This is a genomic window from Hydrogenophaga sp., assembly GCF_018780075.1.
Taxonomy (GTDB): domain Bacteria; phylum Pseudomonadota; class Gammaproteobacteria; order Burkholderiales; family Burkholderiaceae_C; genus Hydrogenophaga.
On sequence record NZ_JADMKB010000005.1, the window covers coordinates 1 to 16,811 of the forward strand.

General features: G+C 58.4%; 16 protein-coding genes, 1 tRNA gene and 1 pseudogene. 7 read left to right on the forward strand and 11 right to left on the reverse strand.

Features of this window, described 5'->3' with window-relative positions; genetic code table 11:
* Nucleotides 1-460: 460 nt before the first annotated feature.
* The 4 genes from IV088_RS01910 to IV088_RS01925 all read right to left on the reverse strand — a co-directional run bounded on the left by IV088_RS01910 (nt 461) and on the right by IV088_RS01925 (nt 3,811).
* Nucleotides 461-1,018, reverse strand: coding sequence for a hypothetical protein (locus IV088_RS01910; RefSeq protein WP_291097104.1), 558 nt, complete (start codon nt 1,016-1,018; stop codon nt 461-463).
* A gap of 203 nt (nt 1,019-1,221) precedes the next feature.
* Nucleotides 1,222-1,872, reverse strand: coding sequence for a hypothetical protein (locus IV088_RS01915; protein ID WP_291097105.1), 651 nt, complete (start codon nt 1,870-1,872; stop codon nt 1,222-1,224).
* A 492-nt stretch (nt 1,873-2,364) separates the two neighbouring features.
* Complete coding sequence (locus IV088_RS01920; RefSeq protein ID WP_291097107.1) at nt 2,365-3,273, reverse strand: SEC-C metal-binding domain-containing protein; 909 nt, start codon at nt 3,271-3,273, stop codon at nt 2,365-2,367.
* Nucleotides 3,274-3,688: 415 nt separating this feature from the next.
* Nucleotides 3,689-3,811: a hypothetical protein gene (locus tag IV088_RS01925; RefSeq protein ID WP_291097109.1), complete on the reverse strand. Its 123-nt coding sequence runs from the start codon at nt 3,809-3,811 to the stop codon at nt 3,689-3,691.
* 331 nt (nt 3,812-4,142) lie between these two features.
* On the opposite strand from IV088_RS01925, the gene IV088_RS01930 reads away from it, so the two are divergent.
* Nucleotides 4,143-4,550, forward strand: coding sequence for a nucleotidyltransferase family protein (locus IV088_RS01930; protein WP_291097111.1), 408 nt, complete (start codon nt 4,143-4,145; stop codon nt 4,548-4,550).
* Between the two features lie 652 nt (nt 4,551-5,202).
* Here IV088_RS01930 and IV088_RS01935 read toward each other — a convergent pair.
* From IV088_RS01935 to IV088_RS01955, 5 genes are all read right to left on the reverse strand, one after another.
* Entirely contained in the window at nt 5,203-6,066 is an 864-nt protein-coding gene (locus IV088_RS01935) for a hypothetical protein (RefSeq protein ID WP_291097113.1), read from the reverse strand.
* 547 nt (nt 6,067-6,613) lie between these two features.
* Entirely contained in the window at nt 6,614-7,546 is a 933-nt protein-coding gene (locus IV088_RS01940; protein WP_291097115.1) for a hypothetical protein, read from the reverse strand.
* Nucleotides 7,543-8,871, reverse strand: a complete 1,329-nt coding sequence (locus IV088_RS01945) for a site-specific integrase (protein ID WP_291097117.1) — start codon at nt 8,869-8,871, stop codon at nt 7,543-7,545. Before IV088_RS01945 ends, IV088_RS01940 begins: the two co-directional genes overlap by 4 nt.
* On the reverse strand, nt 8,868-9,233 hold the full coding sequence (locus tag IV088_RS01950) for a hypothetical protein (protein WP_291097119.1): 366 nt from the start codon (nt 9,231-9,233) through the stop codon (nt 8,868-8,870). The genes IV088_RS01945 and IV088_RS01950 overlap by 4 nt, the downstream gene beginning before the upstream one ends.
* A gap of 98 nt (nt 9,234-9,331) precedes the next feature.
* Nucleotides 9,332-9,829, reverse strand: a complete 498-nt coding sequence (locus IV088_RS01955; protein ID WP_291097121.1) for a DUF1643 domain-containing protein — start codon at nt 9,827-9,829, stop codon at nt 9,332-9,334.
* Nucleotides 9,830-9,937: 108 nt separating this feature from the next.
* Here IV088_RS01955 and IV088_RS01960 point away from each other — a divergent pair, with 108 nt between their 5' ends.
* A complete protein-coding gene (locus IV088_RS01960) occupies nt 9,938-10,174 on the forward strand; it encodes a helix-turn-helix transcriptional regulator (protein WP_291097123.1) in 237 nt (78 codons plus the stop codon).
* A 14-nt stretch (nt 10,175-10,188) separates the two neighbouring features.
* Here the strand turns inward: IV088_RS01960 and IV088_RS01965 are convergent, their stop codons facing one another.
* The gene (locus IV088_RS01965; RefSeq protein WP_291097125.1) at nt 10,189-10,488 is read right to left on the reverse strand and encodes a DUF5710 domain-containing protein; all 300 of its coding nucleotides are present in this window, start codon (nt 10,486-10,488) and stop codon (nt 10,189-10,191) included.
* A 329-nt stretch (nt 10,489-10,817) separates the two neighbouring features.
* Nucleotides 10,818-12,155, reverse strand: coding sequence for an AAA family ATPase (locus tag IV088_RS01970; protein ID WP_291097127.1), 1,338 nt, complete (start codon nt 12,153-12,155; stop codon nt 10,818-10,820).
* 380 nt (nt 12,156-12,535) lie between these two features.
* Between IV088_RS01970 and IV088_RS01975 the strand changes: the two genes are divergently transcribed.
* From IV088_RS01975 to IV088_RS01995, 5 genes and pseudogenes are all read left to right on the forward strand, one after another.
* Nucleotides 12,536-13,945: a hypothetical protein gene (locus tag IV088_RS01975; protein WP_291097129.1), complete on the forward strand. Its 1,410-nt coding sequence runs from the start codon at nt 12,536-12,538 to the stop codon at nt 13,943-13,945.
* A 46-nt stretch (nt 13,946-13,991) separates the two neighbouring features.
* Nucleotides 13,992-14,864: a DNA adenine methylase gene (locus IV088_RS01980; RefSeq protein ID WP_291097131.1), complete on the forward strand. Its 873-nt coding sequence runs from the start codon at nt 13,992-13,994 to the stop codon at nt 14,862-14,864.
* 28 nt (nt 14,865-14,892) lie between these two features.
* Nucleotides 14,893-15,438, forward strand: a pseudogene (locus tag IV088_RS01985) (SPFH domain-containing protein); the annotation flags it as partial.
* Between the two features lie 40 nt (nt 15,439-15,478).
* Nucleotides 15,479-15,568: transfer RNA gene (locus IV088_RS01990), tRNA-Ser, on the forward strand.
* Between the two features lie 198 nt (nt 15,569-15,766).
* The gene (locus tag IV088_RS01995; RefSeq protein ID WP_291097133.1) at nt 15,767-16,810 is read left to right on the forward strand and encodes an ArsJ-associated glyceraldehyde-3-phosphate dehydrogenase; all 1,044 of its coding nucleotides are present in this window, start codon (nt 15,767-15,769) and stop codon (nt 16,808-16,810) included.
* Nucleotide 16,811 lies beyond the last annotated feature (1 nt).

The window sequence follows — 16,811 nt, forward strand, 5'->3', positions numbered from 1 at the left end:
ACGCCTGGAAAGCGTGTGTGGGCTAATCCCCACCGCGGGTTCGAATCCCGCCCTCCACTACAAGCATTCATGACCAACGGGCCCAAGCGGCCCGTTTTGTATTTCTACCCATCGCTTTACCTATCGCCGGAAGCGGTGCATGCCCCGCCTCCTGCCAATCGGTATTGGCGCAAGGCTGGCGAAGTCCTCCTGATGCGTGCCCCATCGGCAGAAGCGGCCAAGTCGCCAACAGATCAGGCCGTCTCCCCATCACCCTACCCAGCACTGAGATAGCTGGTTCGAACGCCGCCATTCCCAATGGCTCACAGGTGTTTAGGAAGCCCGGATCGATTTATTGTGGTGTAGCAGCAATCAGTATCCTTCGGCCCCGGCCTACCCTCACCCGGAGAGAAGCAGTCGTCTAATTCTGGAACAACGGTGGGGTCCGAAGTAAGCACGGCACCTCATTTCGAGCGACGGGTCACACCTCGTCGCTGTTTGAGGAAAGTGTCTTACGCTTGCGACCAGTTCCTGGTTCAAGTTTTGAGCGGAGGCTATCTCGAAACGATTCCCAGTGTTTAACCTGCTCATCAAGCAACTCTGCACGAACACAGATTACATGGAGGCTGTATTTTTCGTGGGCCTGCTTAGCGAGCGGCACCGCTGGCTTCCCAAGTACGGCTGCAGAGATCCAGTATGCCTTGTTTACACCAAGGACATTGATGGCCTCACCAAGACTGTCGCGGTCTTTGGGGTCGATCTCCCTCAGCCCCCACTTCAGTTCAATAGCGATCTTCGGCGTAGTTTCATGAAAGATCACTATGTCGACAAAGCGCCCCGTCTGCGGGACGTGACGACGGGCAGTTACAGTCCAGCTTTGGTCGACGTCGAGTAGTCGGCGAAGATGCATGTACGTCGCGCACTCGACGTCTGATTCACGTAGAAGCCGGTAGGCCTTCAGGTCCTTCCTCAGTAGCGCAGGAATCTTTTTGCGTACGTAGCTCTGCACTTGTTGGAGCGTGATTCGGGTGCGAGGCATGTAGGGCGTGTGTCAGGAGTTGAATGAACGGAAGGTGCTCTGCTCGTAGGTCTCGGCAGGTCAGGCAAGCGAGTCACTTTGACTTCTTGCTTGTGGCTCCATCCTTTCAGAGAAAAGGGCCTCCCCAAAACCCCGGGGCGGTTCACTCTGCAAGGAAGGTTGGAGCATATCGCTGCGAGCGGAACTGAACCGCACGGGGCGATTCAAGGCCGTGAGCGGCCAGGCCAAATGGTTTTCCTGCTGGCAGTTAACCATTGCATATCTTCAGACGCAGCATTCACACCGACTTCGCTGCTGAGAACGCCATCAAATGAAGTCCCCAGCAGAACGTAGTCTTGGTCTAGCAAGTCTCTTAGCACTGCATTTGGATTCGCTCCCTCGATACCTCCATCGCCAAGCCATTGCAGAGCATGGTGAATGCGAAGCGTAATCCAGCGCCAGGTAAGACAGTTTTGCCGGCGCAATCGCGCAGCCTGTGAGTATGTGAGGCTGTTCCTCGCCGCGAAAGCGTAAAAGGCAGAGCGCCCCATTCTGTGGGCGATCACGGCGCGTGCACCACGACCGACTCCAGTGGCTCTGCAAACTGCCTGATCCCCTGCAGGCAAATTGTCTCTAAGAAATTGCACCCAACGTATCAATTCTTTCTTCGCTGCTTCAGCGTTCAGATCATTTTGCAGAAGCTCATCTCGAACAGCTGAGATTCTTGCTTCGAGATCAACCGGAAGTTGTGGGTCTTGACTGCTCTTGATTGCCATCCTTAGCAGATCTGTGAAAGCTGTTGGCAACAACTCTCTGCGAATAGGTCGCGCGTTCTTCATTTCCCACTTCACCGCTTCATCCACGGAGATCGACATATGGCAGCGGTTTGGAACAGTGCTCAAGAACCGGAGCCCTGCCTGCAGGGTAGTCTTCCATTTCACAGGCCTAACCAATTCGACAAGTGCCGTATCGATAAGTACGAACCTCACTGATTTATGTGCCAATAGTGGAGGCAGAGGGCCCTTCTTACGTTGAAGGACGTTTTGGTCAAGTACAAGAAATTTTGTCATTTTTGATGGTATTAATGCAGCCTTTTATATCACGCAATAATGTTTCCCTATCAGCGCTTTGCAGGCCAACATAGTGTGCACTTGATCTCTACTTTCGGCGACTATATCGCACGTTGCATGAGAGTCGATAGACTCCTTCGGAGTTGCCAACTACCACCATCACCCAGGAGTATATTTGACCACATCACTCAGTCGAACCAGGTAAAAGGTAATTACCCCAAAGAGGCCGATTCCTTGTTTTTCTGCTCATTTTGCGTCGCTTGGCCTGCATGCGGGGAAAAATAAACCACTTATGCGCTACTGCCTCCGAGGCCGGTGGCAAAACCTGTACTTCTTCCCGCTCCCGCACGGACAGAGTGCGTTCCGATGCACGACCGGGTACACGACCGGCACATCCGTAGTGAGTTGGAGTTGGCTGATCAATAGGTCAGTACCCCCCGTCCGTGCGTCGAGCATGTCCAGCATTGGAATTCCCTGTTCGACAATGTCGCTTTCATAACCTGCGCATGCAATCAGTGGTGAGCGATAGTCGATCCTTCCTGTGTTAAGGCGTTTTCCTACAGTCCCAGCCGAGCGGGGTCGGTCAGATATCTCACCTACGATGGCAGTGGCCTTCGCCCGGATCGCGGCATGTGGCGCACGTTTCTCAAGCAACTGTCGCAACTCGCGCTCGTCCACGTCGGTCATGGCGTTGAATGCACCTATCGCCTGGATCATTGTTGGGTTTTCAGAAGCCGGCATATTGCTTAGCTCGCAGTGGACAGTGAACTGTGGCTGCGCAGCAGGGTGGTCAATGAAGTTGACGAAATCCTGAAAGTTTGAAATCAAAGCGCTGACGATGTGTCCGCGCGAGGTGTACCCGGACAGCATCACAGTTAATCTTCGTTGCTTGACTGGCGCAGAGAGCACGTCCGGATTCGATCTGAAGTACTCAGTCGCTAGATCGGCGAAATGCTCGATCAGCTCGCGGAATCGCGCGTCCTTCTTAGCCGCGGCTTGCAATGCCTCCATCAGCCAAGTTGAAGTATTGAATCCGCGGAAGGTGGCGAGACCGGTGAAGCTGTACAGAACAGACGCGTCGTCGCACAGGAGGTGCCCGACTTTGCCTGATGCCTCGGTGAACACGGAGCCATCCCACCCTGTGAGGCGCCGGTCACTTACTTGGATGATTTGGTCCGCGTTGGCTAGTACGAGAGCGAAGGTCATGGCCCGCATTCTCGCGCGGCTGCAGCCAGCCTCCAAACAGACGCGCGTCGGACGGGTCTGGACTTCACAGTAGCACAGTCGATTCCGGCCCCACGCAACCTAGAAGCGCAAACGCCAGAGCCATATCAACTTGGCTGCGCATTGCGTAACGGCACCCATCAGGTCAGGGCCAGACAGGATTTGCGGCGGTTATGATCTTTGATGGCGTGACAGCGATCCGGTGACCCCTTGGTTTTCGCAAGACACTCATTGCGCCGGTCGCCATCCTTGATGCGGTAGCAATATTCATGGTTCTGCCGGGCCAGCCCCAGGCAGTATGCCCTCTCGTCCCCATCCTTGCCACGGCGACCATGCAAAGCGGCACAAGGAGGCTACTTCTCGCCATATGGGCAACTGCCTTGGTGCTGGGATTGCATCAGGCCCCGGCAACAGCCTTGGGAATGTCCGAGCCGCAGTGCTTGCAGCGCGTGGCCTGCAGCCTGACCGTCTCCGCGCAGTAGGGACAGACCGCCTGATCGGACTCGTAGGTGATGGCCATTTATATGGCTTACCTGTAGTCACAGACGTTGTCGAACTTGGCCTGCTCTTCTCCGGCAGTGCAAATGCTCAACCGCCGCTCGCCTCGCTGCCATTCGAATCTGCACATGGCCAACCCTGTTCCGCTGCAAGACTGCATTTCTGGACGGCCCTGGCATCGTGAGTCATCCTTCATGCACTCGTCCGCATCTTTGGAAATCACCGGCTGCCAGCCATCACGCAGCAGCGTTTCTCGCACCTGTGCATAGGGCCGACCTTGTGTGAAGTTTCGAATGGGGCGCACGTACATCCGAGTTTGAGTGCATTCATCAACTGCATGCGGTGCGTTGGGCATGACCACGGATAGGGGCATCAACGACTACGACGTGCTCTATTTCGACGACACCGATCTATCCGAGGAGGCAGAGGATCGAGTCATCAAGCAGGTTGCGAGCGCTACCGACGATCTTGGTGTCAAGGTGGAGGTGAGAAACCAAGCTCAGGTCCACCTCTGGTATCCGAATCGGTTCAAGGCACCCTACCCTCAGCTGATGCATACCCGGGATGGGATTGATCGCTATCTGGTCGCATGCACACGCATTGGGATTGAGGTGGCCACGGGGGCGCTGTACGCGCCTGATGGGCTTACTGATCTGACAGCAGGCGTGCTCAGAGTCAATCCCCAGTTTCCAGACTTCGATCAGTTTGCGGCCAAGGCGCTCAGCTACCAAGAGCGCTGGCCCTGGCTTCGAATTGCATAGCAGGAAACCCAATAGGGCCAGAGTCAGGCAGCTACTATTCCGGTGAGCGCTCTTGGTGGCGTTACAGCGATGCCGACCATCAGGTTCCAATCGGCAACAGGCGGTCATTACACAACAGCAATTGCCCCTTTAAACGTCGGCAGTGGCGGAGGCACATGAAGCAAGAGCGCAAGGCACACAAAATGCACGTGCGTCAGTATTGAACAACCCGTAAACGCAACCCATAACTATTGACCAACAAACCGGCCATTGGGGGTCATCACGCAACGACTTCCAGCTACGAACGAGCCGTCAGGGCACATGACCATTCCGCCACCGCCCTGTACGAAGGTACCGTTTGGTGTCATACGCGGACCTTGGCGGGTTTCGGGTACGAACTGGCCATTTGGCGCCATCTGACAACGTCCTCCGCCGCCGATGAAGGTCCCATCCGGACATATCACACATGGCCCCTTTGACACGAAACTGCCGTCAGGGCACATGACCTGTGCCAAAGCGGCCTGGGATGTCAACATGCCTACACTTATCGCAAGCAACAGACTTTTCGCATTCATCAATCTACTCCCCCCACAAAAATCGGATGATGTCTGAGTTTAGGCGCAGGCAAACTATTCCCTAGAATAATTTTCTGGGAGATAACATTACCGCTGCGTCAACCTTCAGACAGAACTCTACCACTAATAGCCTCGACTAGCTGATACTGCCTACTTGTCCCGGACACAAGCTCAAGAAAAAGCTTCCCGATCTTTGGTCCAAGGGCAATACTAACGATTCTCCCAAGCAATGGGATCGCACTTGAGATTTGCCTCATGGATTCCTTATCCAAGGCGGTGGCGCCCAATTGCTCGCCATTAGCATAGTGAGCACATCGATCCCTTATTGAATGAATCCAGTTCTTTGCTGCTTTGCTTGTACCGTCTGGCTTGGCAACATCAACCCCGGATTTTTCGATACATTCATTTAGGGCATCATAATTCCAACTATTGTTGTTTTTCAGCAGCAATTCTAGAACTTTGTACAGGGATAGATAGCGAAACTGTAGAGGCATACCCTGGTCATGCGCATCCACCAACAGCTGCATCAACAATGAATTTCTCTCGGAAGAGAGAGCAAAATCAAGCCCGCGCCCAAGATCACCAGTCTTGATAGGTAGAGCTGCTCTTCGTACTTTGGGGTGAATTTCAATAACGTGCCGCTCGCCTATGCCGTAGGTTGTCGCAAGAACATGTGAGCTAAATCTCGCCTCTCCGTTGAATGATAATCGTATTATTGTTCCAACACTCTCGATCACCGATAAAATTTCATCATCCTTATCTGGAACTGATTCATCCCCTGAAGAATAATTGGGCACCATGACGCGGACAAAGCGAGCATCGGTGGAAATAAATACAGCTACCTCAATCAATCCACAAATTGGCGCCATATGGCTGTATGCCAAGTCCGGAATGCAATCGTAACGATCTTTGTAAGATATTACTATAGGCTCGATTAGCCAGTAGCCTATGTAGGTACGCATGCTATTCAAGTATATTTCGCACAACGCCAAGTCTTCTGCGGTTCTGCAGGAAAAATTGACCATTCTGCTCCCAAAGTTCGCAGTAGATCAACTAGCAAAGAATGGAGGGCAGCAAGCGGTCCGGGGAAGGGTTGCGGTACTTGCTTCTGGTGGATTTCTTGGGGCTTGATGCCCTCCACGGATCGATTCCGTCCCGTTGGCACTCTATAGGTGCGCCAGGAACAGATCAACCGGACTGGGCACTTACCTCATCGAATCAGAGTTAGACAGATATGTCGGCTGTCCGGGTCCTTGATGGTGTAGCACCGATCCCGTGACCCCTTGGTTTTCGCGAGACACTCATTGCGACGATCAGCATCCTTGATCCGGTAGCAGTAGTCATGGTTCTGCCTGGCCTCTCCCAGACAGTACGCCCTTTCGTTCGCATCCTTGATCGAGTAGCACACCGAAGCGCTCGCCATGGCCTCCCCCATCCATGTCACGGCGACCATGCAAAGCGGCATTAGAAGACCACCTCTCACCATAGTGCCGATGGTCACAGGCGCCCTCATTCGCAAACGCTGTAGAACTTTGCCTCGTTCTCTCCAGCGGTGCAGACAGCCAGCCGCTGCCCTTCACGCTGCCACGTGAATCTGCACATGGCCAGCCCTGACCCGCTGCAAGACTGCATTTCTGGACGTCCTTGGCATCGGGAGTCATCCTCCATGCACTTATCTGCATCTTCGGAAATCAACGGCTGCCAGCCATCTCGCATGAGCACCACGCGCACCTGAGCGTAAGACTCGCCGCGAGCGAATGGCGGGACCGGACTGAGTTTGGGGGTTGGCTGAACCTGGGCGGCGGATTCAGCATTGGAGGGTGGGGACTGAGTACGCCCCTCTGGAGCAATACGAGCCACTTGAAGCGGTGCACGATCTTGCTCCGCAACTGCCTTCCCAGTCGCCTTTTGCCATGATCCTGCATACGTCCAATATCTCTGCCCTTGGTATGTGACCTGCACACGCAGGGGCTCGCTGAAGGGTTGAGCTTGATCCGAGGATGGCCAATCTGTCCAATTGACTTTCACAGGGTCTCCGTGCGTCACCTCCAAGCAATGCCCCTGAGCGATCTTGCGCAGGATCTCCAGTCTGAGTGCTGTTGCATCGCGACGCGTAAAGCTGTCGCTGGAAATGATGCCCGCCAGTATCTCCGGCTGGTGGCGGTAGTTTTCCATCAGCGCTTGGTTTGTCACATCCTCGGCATCCATGATTGCATCAAATGACTGCTGCTGGCTGCACAGCAATGCAGGCTCCTTCAGGGCGGGGCGCAGTTCCAACTCCAATTCCAGAGACGATATGTGCCAAGTAAACGGTGCCGTGGCCACTAACACCAGCGCGGACCAAGCCAGGATTACCCTCGTCTTGCCCATCTGTCCCTGCGCCCACGTGGCCGATGACCAGGCCCGCAAGGATTTCCATTTGGCGGCTATGTAGTTCTTCATTGCGGTACTCCCTCAAGTTGCTTCTGTTGATCAGTTGTTGTTGGTACGGGGTTGCTAGAGCCCAGACTGACGGTCTGGGTCGCTGCTGCATGACCGTGGGCGTAGTCCGCCCAGTCCTGCATGAGCTGCTGACGCTTGCCGAACAGGTCACCACGCCGGTAGGCCGCTTCCACCTTGTTGCCCACCGCATGGGCCAGGGCCATTTCCGCTACCTCGTTCGGATAGTCCGTCTGCTCCGCACACCAATCACGGAACGTGGAGCGAAACCCATGCGGCACTGCCGCCAGCTTCAAGCGACGCAAGACCGCCGTGAGCGTCATGTCCGAGAGTGGGCTGCCCAGTTCAGGGTCGCGGCTGTTGGGGCTGGGGAACACGTAGGCTTTGCCCGTGGTGCGCCCTGCTGCTAACGTGAGGGCCTGCATTTCTTGCAACAAGGCCATGGCTGCGTCCGACAGCGGCACGCGATGGGGCTTGCTGGCCTTCATGCGTTCGGCGGGAATCGTCCACATGCGCGCCTCCAGATCAATCTCATCCCAGGTCGCTCCCCGAACTTCTCCTGAACGAGCCGCCGTCATGATCACGAATTGCAGGGCCTTGGCGCCCCTGCCCTCCTGAGCCATCAACTGCTCCATGAAGGCTGGCAGTTGGGCGTAAGGCAGCGCCTCGAAGTGTGTGGTCTTGGTCACTTTGCCCGGAGCCGGCAACAGCTTGTCCAACAGGCCCTTCCAGCGGGCGGGATTGGAGTCCGTGCGGAAGCCCCGTGCGATGGCCCAGTCGATGATGGATTCGATGCGCCCCCGTAAACGGGTGGCGGTCTCGGTCTTGCTGGCCCAGATCGGCTCCAGCACCTTGAGCACCATCGGCAGCGACACATCCCGCACCGGCACCTTGCCCAATACCGACATGGCGTACATGTCCAGCGACCGTTGCCACTGCTGCGCGTGTTTTGCGTTCTTCCAGCCCTTCTCGTGCGAAGCGATGTAGCGCTTGGCGGCATCCCCGAAGGTCATGCTGGCGTGGATTTCTGCGGCTAGGCGCGCCCTCGCCCGCCGCGCATCCTCAACCGGGTCGATGCCCTGGGCCAGCTTCGCCCGAGCAGCTCGTGCCGCCTCCCGGGCATCGGCCAGCGTGACGGACGGATAGGAGCCGAGCCCAAAGTCCCGACGTTTGCCTGCCACCTGATAGCGCAGCAGCCAACTGCGCGAGCCGTACATCGTGACGTTGAGGATCAGGCCGCGCACGCCGCCCACGTGATTGGTGCCGCGGCGCCAAATGGTGGCCACCTGGGCAGCGCCCAGCTCCTTGCGTGGCTCGTGGGGCGTCAAGATTTTGCCTCCGGGAAGCTCCAGCCTGGGGGCTCATAGATCAGCACCTGCCACTCGCACTCGGTGGCACAAGCCAGGACGGAGGCATCCCCATCCATGGCGATCAGCTCACCCTCAACGTCGCGTGTGCCGCTCTTGGAAAGCCATTCGTTCCAGACGCGCAAGCGCGAGATCATCCCGGTGCCGGGCTGGTAAAGGTAGGCGAACCTCAAAGGCTCGGGGGCCAGGGGCACTCCCTGCTGGATGGTGTCAGACATGGTGATCAACTCCGTTTCGGTAGTGCTTAGTGCCAAAATTTTCATCAGAGGAAGACAGGCGCGCTGATACGCCGCGATGACGGCCCGGGTGGCGATGCGGGACAAGGCAGGGGGCGGGTTTTCTTGCCGTAGATGGCAAGAACGCATTCCGGCAATGGGGTGCATGGAGGGGGGAACAATGGGTAGCACAACCCACCGTCGCCTCAGGCTGGCTCGTAGGCCTCCAGCGTCCAGCTGTAGCTCAGGTACACGGGGTGGCGAGGATGGCCGTTCGCGGTCAGGTCACCGAATCGGCGCCATTGGGGGGCGTACTTTGCCAACCGTTGGAACAGCTCATCCCGAGCCCGGATGAGATACGGGCGGTTCACCACGGACTCACCCCAGGCCGCCCATATGGTGGGCGTGGCATGTTGCGCGACGGCCTTTTCGATTTCGTCCAGATTGCGCTCATAGGCCACGGGATCGGCCTTGGGTGGCAGGTCTTGGGGCTTGGTGGCCCGCACCGGGTAGAGGTTGAGCATGACGAAGCCATCGAATCCGCATTGCTGCGCCACCTTCTGCACCCGGGTGACGGTGGGGTCGAGCTTCTCCTGGGTGGCAGTGCTTGGATTGAGGCCGATGACCAGCAGCGGACGCTTGCCAGTGGTGCCCAATGTGTATCGCCATTGGTCGTCGCGGTCGCAGTGGTAGACGTCGTACATGGAGTCCTTCAGTTCGTCGGCCCATTCCGCTCTGGAAGGAGGCCTCAGATCATTTTGTACCACATATGCAGGTGCATAAAGTAGCCTAGCAAAGGACAGTCCCTGCCCATGGGCCGGGACGAGTTATTGATCGCTGCGTTTGCCGATGAGCTTCGCTCCCGGCGAGCAGCATTGCGTCTGTCTCAGGAAGAACTCGCTCACCGGGCAGGTATCAACCGAACGTATGTCGCCAAGTTAGAGCTGGCGAGAAATCAACCCACCTTGACGGTCATGCTCCGCGTGGCGGAGGCATTGGAGACACCGCTCCCCGAGTTGATTGCCGGCGCCCTTGCTCGCCGGGGGTAGCCACCCACAAGCACTCAGCGGCCGGCCGTGTGCTCGCAGTGCTCCCATGGCGGCACATCGCACCCGCAGTCCGGCAGGACCGTGGCGGCTGCCAGAGGGCTTACTTTCAGGGGCATTGGTGCAGCTTTAGGCGTCGCCGCCCTCGGCGACTGTTGGGCCGTCTGGAACGCAGCCACCTCCGGCACCCAGCGAGCAAACCGGTTGAGGTCCGGGGGATCAATCACATACCAGACCTTGAGATTCGAGTCCCAACGGGCACCGGCGGCCTTCGCGGCATCTTTCTCTGCAAATGGGACCTTCAGGTCAACTCTCATTCAGACTCTCCGTGGTACGGCGGTGGATGGCTATGGATGGCACTGCCCGGAGTTGCTGCCGTGTCCAGAGAGCAACTGGTGGTACGCCCATGACACCGGGTGATAGCATGCTGCGCTGTGGGCCTCGTCGGGCCAAAGAGGATACCCGGCGGGCCTCTCGAAGGAGCATTTGCGCCATTCATGGCAATCACCCGCTTCGCTTCTCCGGCTCCAGCATCCATCCATCCATCCGTTGCCTCCCCCCTCTTTAAGGGGGGGAACGGATGAACGGATGCGGATGAGCGGATGAGCGGATGAACGGATGCGGATTGCCCCCAACCTCGGGACGGTCAATCCGGACTGACGAATCGAAACTCGCCATCGGTCAACTGCTCCAGGCGTCCCGACTTGCGGAAGTGCTCGACGGCCCTCTTCACGTCCCGGGTGTGGTACTCGGAAACACCTAGGCAAGCTTGCTGGGCCTCTTCCAGCGAGAAACTGACGCTGCCCTTCGTGCGGTCAGCCCACAACTGCTCCAGCACGACAAGAATCCGTTTCTGCAGATCCGTCGGCCCCCTTGCGCCGGACTTCGTTGCCGGGGCGAAGGCAGGCTCTGCGACTGCCACTGCCGTCCCTGACCTTGATCCCGCCCCTCGCTTCTTGCCGCCCGCCGATGGCTTCTTCGGCCTCCCCGAGGATGGCGCCTCATCGCTGGTGAAGGGCCTACCGTGCTGCACGACCACTGACGACCAATCCGGCCGATCGGGCACCTGCGCAGGCTCCAACTCGAACCATCCCCCAAAGCCCTCTTCGCCGTCCCGCTGCTTCTCCATCTTCCAGTAGCGCCCATCCTTGCGACGCTTGATGCTGATTGAGGTGTCCACGCCTCCACGGATGGCGGTGGCGCCCCGTTCATGGCTTTCATTGTGACCCGTATGGTGTGTGAGCAGTACCGTCGCCCCAGTTGCCCATGAAAGACGCTTGGCATTCTCGATTACTGCTGCCATGTCTCTATTGGAGCTCTCATCCATCTTGCCGGCAAGCGCGGCAGCTAGTGTGTCAATGATGATGAGCTGACTGGAGTACCTCGCCGCGGAGGCCGCCAGTCGAACCAGGCTGTCGTCATCGGCAAGATCGACCGGTTCGAACAGAAAGCGCAGTCGAAACAAAGGCGATGGTCGGGTGTCGTGGTGCTCAACAGCCGCCAGCACTCGGTTGCGAAACCCCTCAGCTCCTTCCATCGCGCAGTACAGCACGCCTACGTTGTGGACGGGGCGACCCGCCCACTCGTCGCGGGCGGAGATCGCCAGCATGAGGTCAATGAGCCAGGCGGTCTTGCCTGCTCCGGAAGGGCCCCAGACCATGACGATGGAGCCCAAATGGAACAGCCCTTCTACGATCCATTTCAGACCCTCCCACCCCTCCAACTCATGCAAACCGTAGGTCTTGTATCCCTTTACACCCACAGGTATGGCCTCGAAAGGCGCGGGTCGACCAAGATGATGACCGCGCAGAGATGGCGAGGCAGGAGCCGGGCTCTCCCGCTCGACAAGCGTCTCGGCATCAGGCGGAAATTCCCCTGAGGGCTCACCGAGGTCGTGAGGAACGAACAGGAGGCCGCCATCCTCATCATCATTGGTGGTTTCCGCATCGGGAGCAGGTTGCTTGCTTCTCTTCGTTGGGGCCATGGTGCTAGAGGCAAATATCAGGGATGTTGTGCAAGGACTTCGTGTGCCCAACCACAAGGTGCCCACTTACATGTAGGAACGAGGGGGAGCGCGAGGGAGAGCGATAGAGGACAGCTTACGCCACGAGCACGGCGATCACCTATTTGCAGTGGTTGGGAGCGTCGTTCTGCCTTGCGGATGAGTCGGCAGCATCTGTTCCATTCAGTCGGCATCAGGGCAGCAAGCGGCTATCGGGCGGTGCAATCTGACTGGCCGGTCCAAGCTGGATCAGGGCAGTAAGTTCCCAATCCTAAGCCGGACCCATGATTCCATGCGCAGTGATAATCACAGCAAACGGAAGTGCCTCCAACGAGGGGCAAATTACCACCACAGGGAGCAAGATGGCAAGTCGAAAACAAACGCCCCAAGGCGGCGCCCCAGTCCAGCAATTTGCCTCGAATGTTCCAGGCGAGTATCGAATCATTGATATCAAGCGCCTACACCTGAATCCTGAGAATCCGCGCCATTCCCCAATGGAGCGTCAGCCAGAGATCATCAAGGCGCTGTACTCCAGTGAGGAGGTGCAGGCGTTGGCGAGGGATATCGCCAACCGCGGTGCCCTTAGCCCCTTGGATGTGCTCGGGGTCTACGAAATGCCTGACCATCCTGGCCACTACGTCACACTGGAGGGCAACAGGCGGACCTGTGCAGTCATCCTACTGGCTGATCCTGCACGGGCGCCGACGCCAGACGCGCGAGCCTACTTGGAGGGCGTAGCGCAAGGGCGGTCTGTCCCGACGCAGGTGCCTGCGTTTGTGTTTCCTGCCAAGGAGGCAGCAGATCAGTGGATTGACCTGAGGCACATGGGCGCACAAGGCGGTGTCGGCACCCGACCCTGGAGCGCCGACCAGCAGGCCAATGCCTTGGCCCGACGCAACGGTGGCGGCCCAGTCACGGCTGCGGCTCGACAAAACTTGCTGGCTCACGCTGTTCTTATGCGGCTGAGAGAGACGGGCCATGTTTCCCCAGAGCAGTATCAGGCTGCTAGCCTGACCACAATTGCGCGATATCTCACGACTCCCGCAGTGCGGGCTCTGCTGGGCCTGGCCCACCACGAACGATTGGAGTACACCCATGAGCCAGCCGAGGTGGAAGGCGCGCTCCAACGCTTGGTACTCGATAGCCTAGAAAAGCGCCACGGCGAAGATCATCTGAGGGTAACTTCTCGCTCCAATGCCGATGGTCGGCGCGCTTACGCCCAAGGCCTAGCTGCAGAAGGGAATGCTCCCACCTCCCTGCTCTCGTCGCCCGTTGCGCCGCCAGCAATCACCAAGCCAGCGACTAAGTCAGCACGCCCTACGAGCGCCCGCAACCCCAATCTAGAGACACGCTTGCTGACGACAGCATTCACCGTCAACCACGACGACAAGGTGCTCGGATACTTGCGGCAAGAGATGCTCAAGCTGAAGGTGGCAGAGCATCCGTTTGCGTGCAACTACCTCCTGCGTGCCTTCGTGGAGCGAGTCATGACGCTCTTCCTGATCAAGCGAGGTGCCCACCGCGACAAGATGAGTGATCGGGATTTGACTCAAACTTGCGCGCGTGAAATGTTGGACGCGGGCGCGAAGCGTGGCACACATGACATCATGAACAAGGCAGGTTCCAACGATGCAACGCCCTACAACTTGGCCTGCCTTGGGGCCGCCATCCATGGGGGTCATATTCCCACGCAGCGCGATCTAGTGAAGTACAGCCACACATGGCAGCCTGCCCTTCGGTTCATGCTGGACCACATGGCAAATATTGCCTAAAGGAGGTCCTGACCAAGAGGCCAGGACTTCAATATCCTCGCGCGCAATGCCCGTAACCTACTCCCCCCTTCGCTACCCTGGCGGCAAGACCCAACTTGCGCCGTTCGTCCTGGATCTGATCCAGGCGAATGGCCTATATCAGGGCGTCTACTGCGAGCCATTTGCTGGCGGAGCTGGCGTTGCCTGGCAACTGTTGCTGGACGGACATGTCTCCGAAGCTTGGATAAACGACCTTGACCCAGCCATACATGCGTTCTGGAGCGCGGTGCTTGACGAGACTGATGCACTGTGTGAATTGGTGGAGAGTACTCCCGTCACCATTGATGAATGGCACTCGCAGCGAGCTACCCTGCAGGCCGATAGCGTCACACCGCTGCAGCGCGGATTCGCCGCGCTTTTCATGAACCGCACCAACCGTTCCGGCATCCTCAAGGGTGGCGTGATCGGAGGGCTGGGGCAGACAGGAAACTACGCGCTGGATTGTCGATTCAACCGAAAAGAGCTTGTCCGCAAGATCAAGCGAATTGGCTCCTACCGCGCGGTGATCCGCCTCTCTCGCCTTGACGCCGCTGAATGTTTGAAAGAATGGGATAAGGCGCTACCCAAGCGCGCCTTGATCAATATTGACCCGCCTTACTTTGCACAGGGCCATGCCCTCTATCTGAATTTCTACAAGGCAGAGGACCATGGCGACTTGGCCAAGGTTGTTCGAGGCTTGCGGCACCATTGGATGGTGACCTACGACAACGTACCCGAGATCTCTAGGCTTTACCAGGGCCTGCCACAGCACGCCAGCAGCCTGATCTATTACGCTCAGATCAAGCGCAGAGCTAACGAATTGATGGTGCTGTCACCTTTGCTGGCGCTTCCCATGGAGGCCGATTCAGTCACCAAGCGTATTTCGCGCCTTGAGGCTTGAGACCTGCGCCATACTGAGCCGAGGCAATGAAAGATCGTCTCAAGAGCGCGACATCATCAACGCGCAGATCGTGCAGGCCATCGACGAAGCCGCGCTCAACTGGGGTGTCAAGGTGCTGCGCTACGAAATCAAGGACCTCACGCCACCGAAGGAAATTCTTCACGCCATGCAGGCACAGATCACGGCCGAGCGCGAAAAGCGCGCCCTGATCGCCGCGTCCGAAGGACGCCGCCAAGAGCAGATCAACATCGCCACTGGCGAGCGTGAAGCCTTCATTGCACGCTCCGAGGGTGAAAAGCAGGCGGCCATCAACAGTGCTCAGGGTGAAGCGGCCGCCATCACCGCGGTGGCCGACGCCACCGCCCAAGCCATCGAGCGCATCGCCATCGCGATCCGCCAACCTGGGGGTGAACAGGCCGTGCAGCTGAAAGTGGCCGAGCGCGCGGTGGACGCCTACGGCAAGGTGGCGGCCGACGCGACCACCACGCTCATCATCCCCGGCAACATGAGTGAGGTCTCGGCGTTGATCGGTTCGGCGATGAAGATGGTCGGCACCATCAAAACGGGCGGCTGACGAAATGGGTCCAGCAGCCTGCTACAATCGTGGGCTTCGCGGAGAGGTGGATGAGCGGTTTAAGTCGCACGCCTGGAAAGCGTGTGTGGGCTAATCCCCACCGCGGGTTCGAATCCCGCCCTCTCCGCCAGTAATTTGTCTTAGAGCGTTCCACAACGTCTCACCAGACACCCTGAAAGCCCTGTCTTCCCCAATGAAGCGGGGCTTTCTTGTTTCAGGACGTCCCGCCGCAGTTCAACGCACTTTGGGCCGTGGATGTCACAGGCTCGTCATTTTTTTCGTCAATAATTCAACATTCAGTGAATTATTGACATGAGGAGTCTCACGCATGAAAGTCGGTATCAACGGCATGGGCCGCATGGGGCGCCTTGCCCTGCGAGCGGCCTTCGGTGCCATCGAACGCGAAGCCATCGACCCGCGCAGCGGCAACCGCCTGGAAGTCGTGCACCTGAACGAAATCAAGGGTGGCGCTGCCGCCACCGCCCACCTGCTGGCCTTTGACACGGTGCAGGGCAAATGGCGCGCCGACATCGCCGCCGAAGGCCACGACGCGATCCGCATCAACGACCGCCGCCTGTCGTTCAGCGAACACGCCACCACGGCCGAGATTCCCTGGGGCGACCTGGGTGTGGACCTTGTGCTCGAATGCACCGGCAAGTTCCTCACGCCCGAAACGCTGCAGGGCCACCTGGACCGGGGCGCCAAGCGCGTGATCGTGGCCGCGCCGGTGAAGGTCGGCGACGTGCTCAACATCGTGGTTGGCGTCAACGAGCGCCTGTACAACCCGGCGCGCGACCGCATCGTGACTGCCGCCAGCTGCACCACCAACTGCCTGGCCCCGGTGGTGAAGGTGGTGCACGAGGCCATTGGCATCAAGCACGGCCAGATCACCACGCTGCACAACCCGACCAACACCAACCTGGTGGTGGACGCACCGCACAAAGACCTGCGCCGTGCACGCAGCGCCATGGTGAACCTCGCGCCCACGACCACGGGCAGCGCCACCGCCATCGCGCTGATCTACCCCGAACTCAAGGGCAAGCTCAACGGCCATGCGGTGCGTGTGCCAGCGCTCAACGCCTCGCTGACCGACTGCGTGTTTGAGCTCAACCGAGCGACCACGGCCGAAGAGGTCAACGCCCTGTTTGAAGCCGCCGCCAACGGCCCGCTGGCCGGCATCCTGGGCTTCGAGAACCGCCCGCTGGTGAGCGCCGATTACGCGCGCGACACCCGCAGCGCCATCGTCGATGGCCTCTCGACCATGGTGACCGACGGCACCCTGCTCAAGGTCTACGCCTGGTACGACAACGAGATGGGCTACGCCACGCGCATGGTCGATCTCGCCTGCCACCTCGAGTCGTGCGGCCTCTGAG

What these genes read in the sequence shown, in the direction of transcription:
- IV088_RS01965 (WP_291097125.1), bottom strand. Translation starts at nt 10,488, where the DNA reads ATGAGAGTTGACCTGAAGGTCCCATTTGCAGAGAAAGATGCCGCGAAG.
- IV088_RS01930 (WP_291097111.1), top strand. Translation starts at nt 4,143, where the DNA reads ATGACCACGGATAGGGGCATCAACGACTACGACGTGCTCTATTTCGAC.
- IV088_RS01960 (WP_291097123.1), top strand. Translation starts at nt 9,938, where the DNA reads ATGGGCCGGGACGAGTTATTGATCGCTGCGTTTGCCGATGAGCTTCGC.
- IV088_RS01925 (WP_291097109.1), bottom strand. Translation starts at nt 3,811, where the DNA reads ATGGCCATCACCTACGAGTCCGATCAGGCGGTCTGTCCCTACTGCGCG.
- IV088_RS01955 (WP_291097121.1), bottom strand. Translation starts at nt 9,829, where the DNA reads ATGTACGACGTCTACCACTGCGACCGCGACGACCAATGGCGATACACA.
- IV088_RS01920 (WP_291097107.1), bottom strand. Translation starts at nt 3,273, where the DNA reads ATGACCTTCGCTCTCGTACTAGCCAACGCGGACCAAATCATCCAAGTA.
- IV088_RS01940 (WP_291097115.1), bottom strand. Translation starts at nt 7,546, where the DNA reads ATGAAGAACTACATAGCCGCCAAATGGAAATCCTTGCGGGCCTGGTCA.
- IV088_RS01995 (WP_291097133.1), top strand. Translation starts at nt 15,767, where the DNA reads ATGAAAGTCGGTATCAACGGCATGGGCCGCATGGGGCGCCTTGCCCTG.
- IV088_RS01980 (WP_291097131.1), top strand. Translation starts at nt 13,992, where the DNA reads ATGCCCGTAACCTACTCCCCCCTTCGCTACCCTGGCGGCAAGACCCAA.
- IV088_RS01915 (WP_291097105.1), bottom strand. Translation starts at nt 1,872, where the DNA reads ATGTCGATCTCCGTGGATGAAGCGGTGAAGTGGGAAATGAAGAACGCG.
- IV088_RS01910 (WP_291097104.1), bottom strand. Translation starts at nt 1,018, where the DNA reads ATGCCTCGCACCCGAATCACGCTCCAACAAGTGCAGAGCTACGTACGC.
- IV088_RS01975 (WP_291097129.1), top strand. Translation starts at nt 12,536, where the DNA reads ATGGCAAGTCGAAAACAAACGCCCCAAGGCGGCGCCCCAGTCCAGCAA.
- IV088_RS01970 (WP_291097127.1), bottom strand. Translation starts at nt 12,155, where the DNA reads ATGGCCCCAACGAAGAGAAGCAAGCAACCTGCTCCCGATGCGGAAACC.
- IV088_RS01935 (WP_291097113.1), bottom strand. Translation starts at nt 6,066, where the DNA reads ATGCGTACCTACATAGGCTACTGGCTAATCGAGCCTATAGTAATATCT.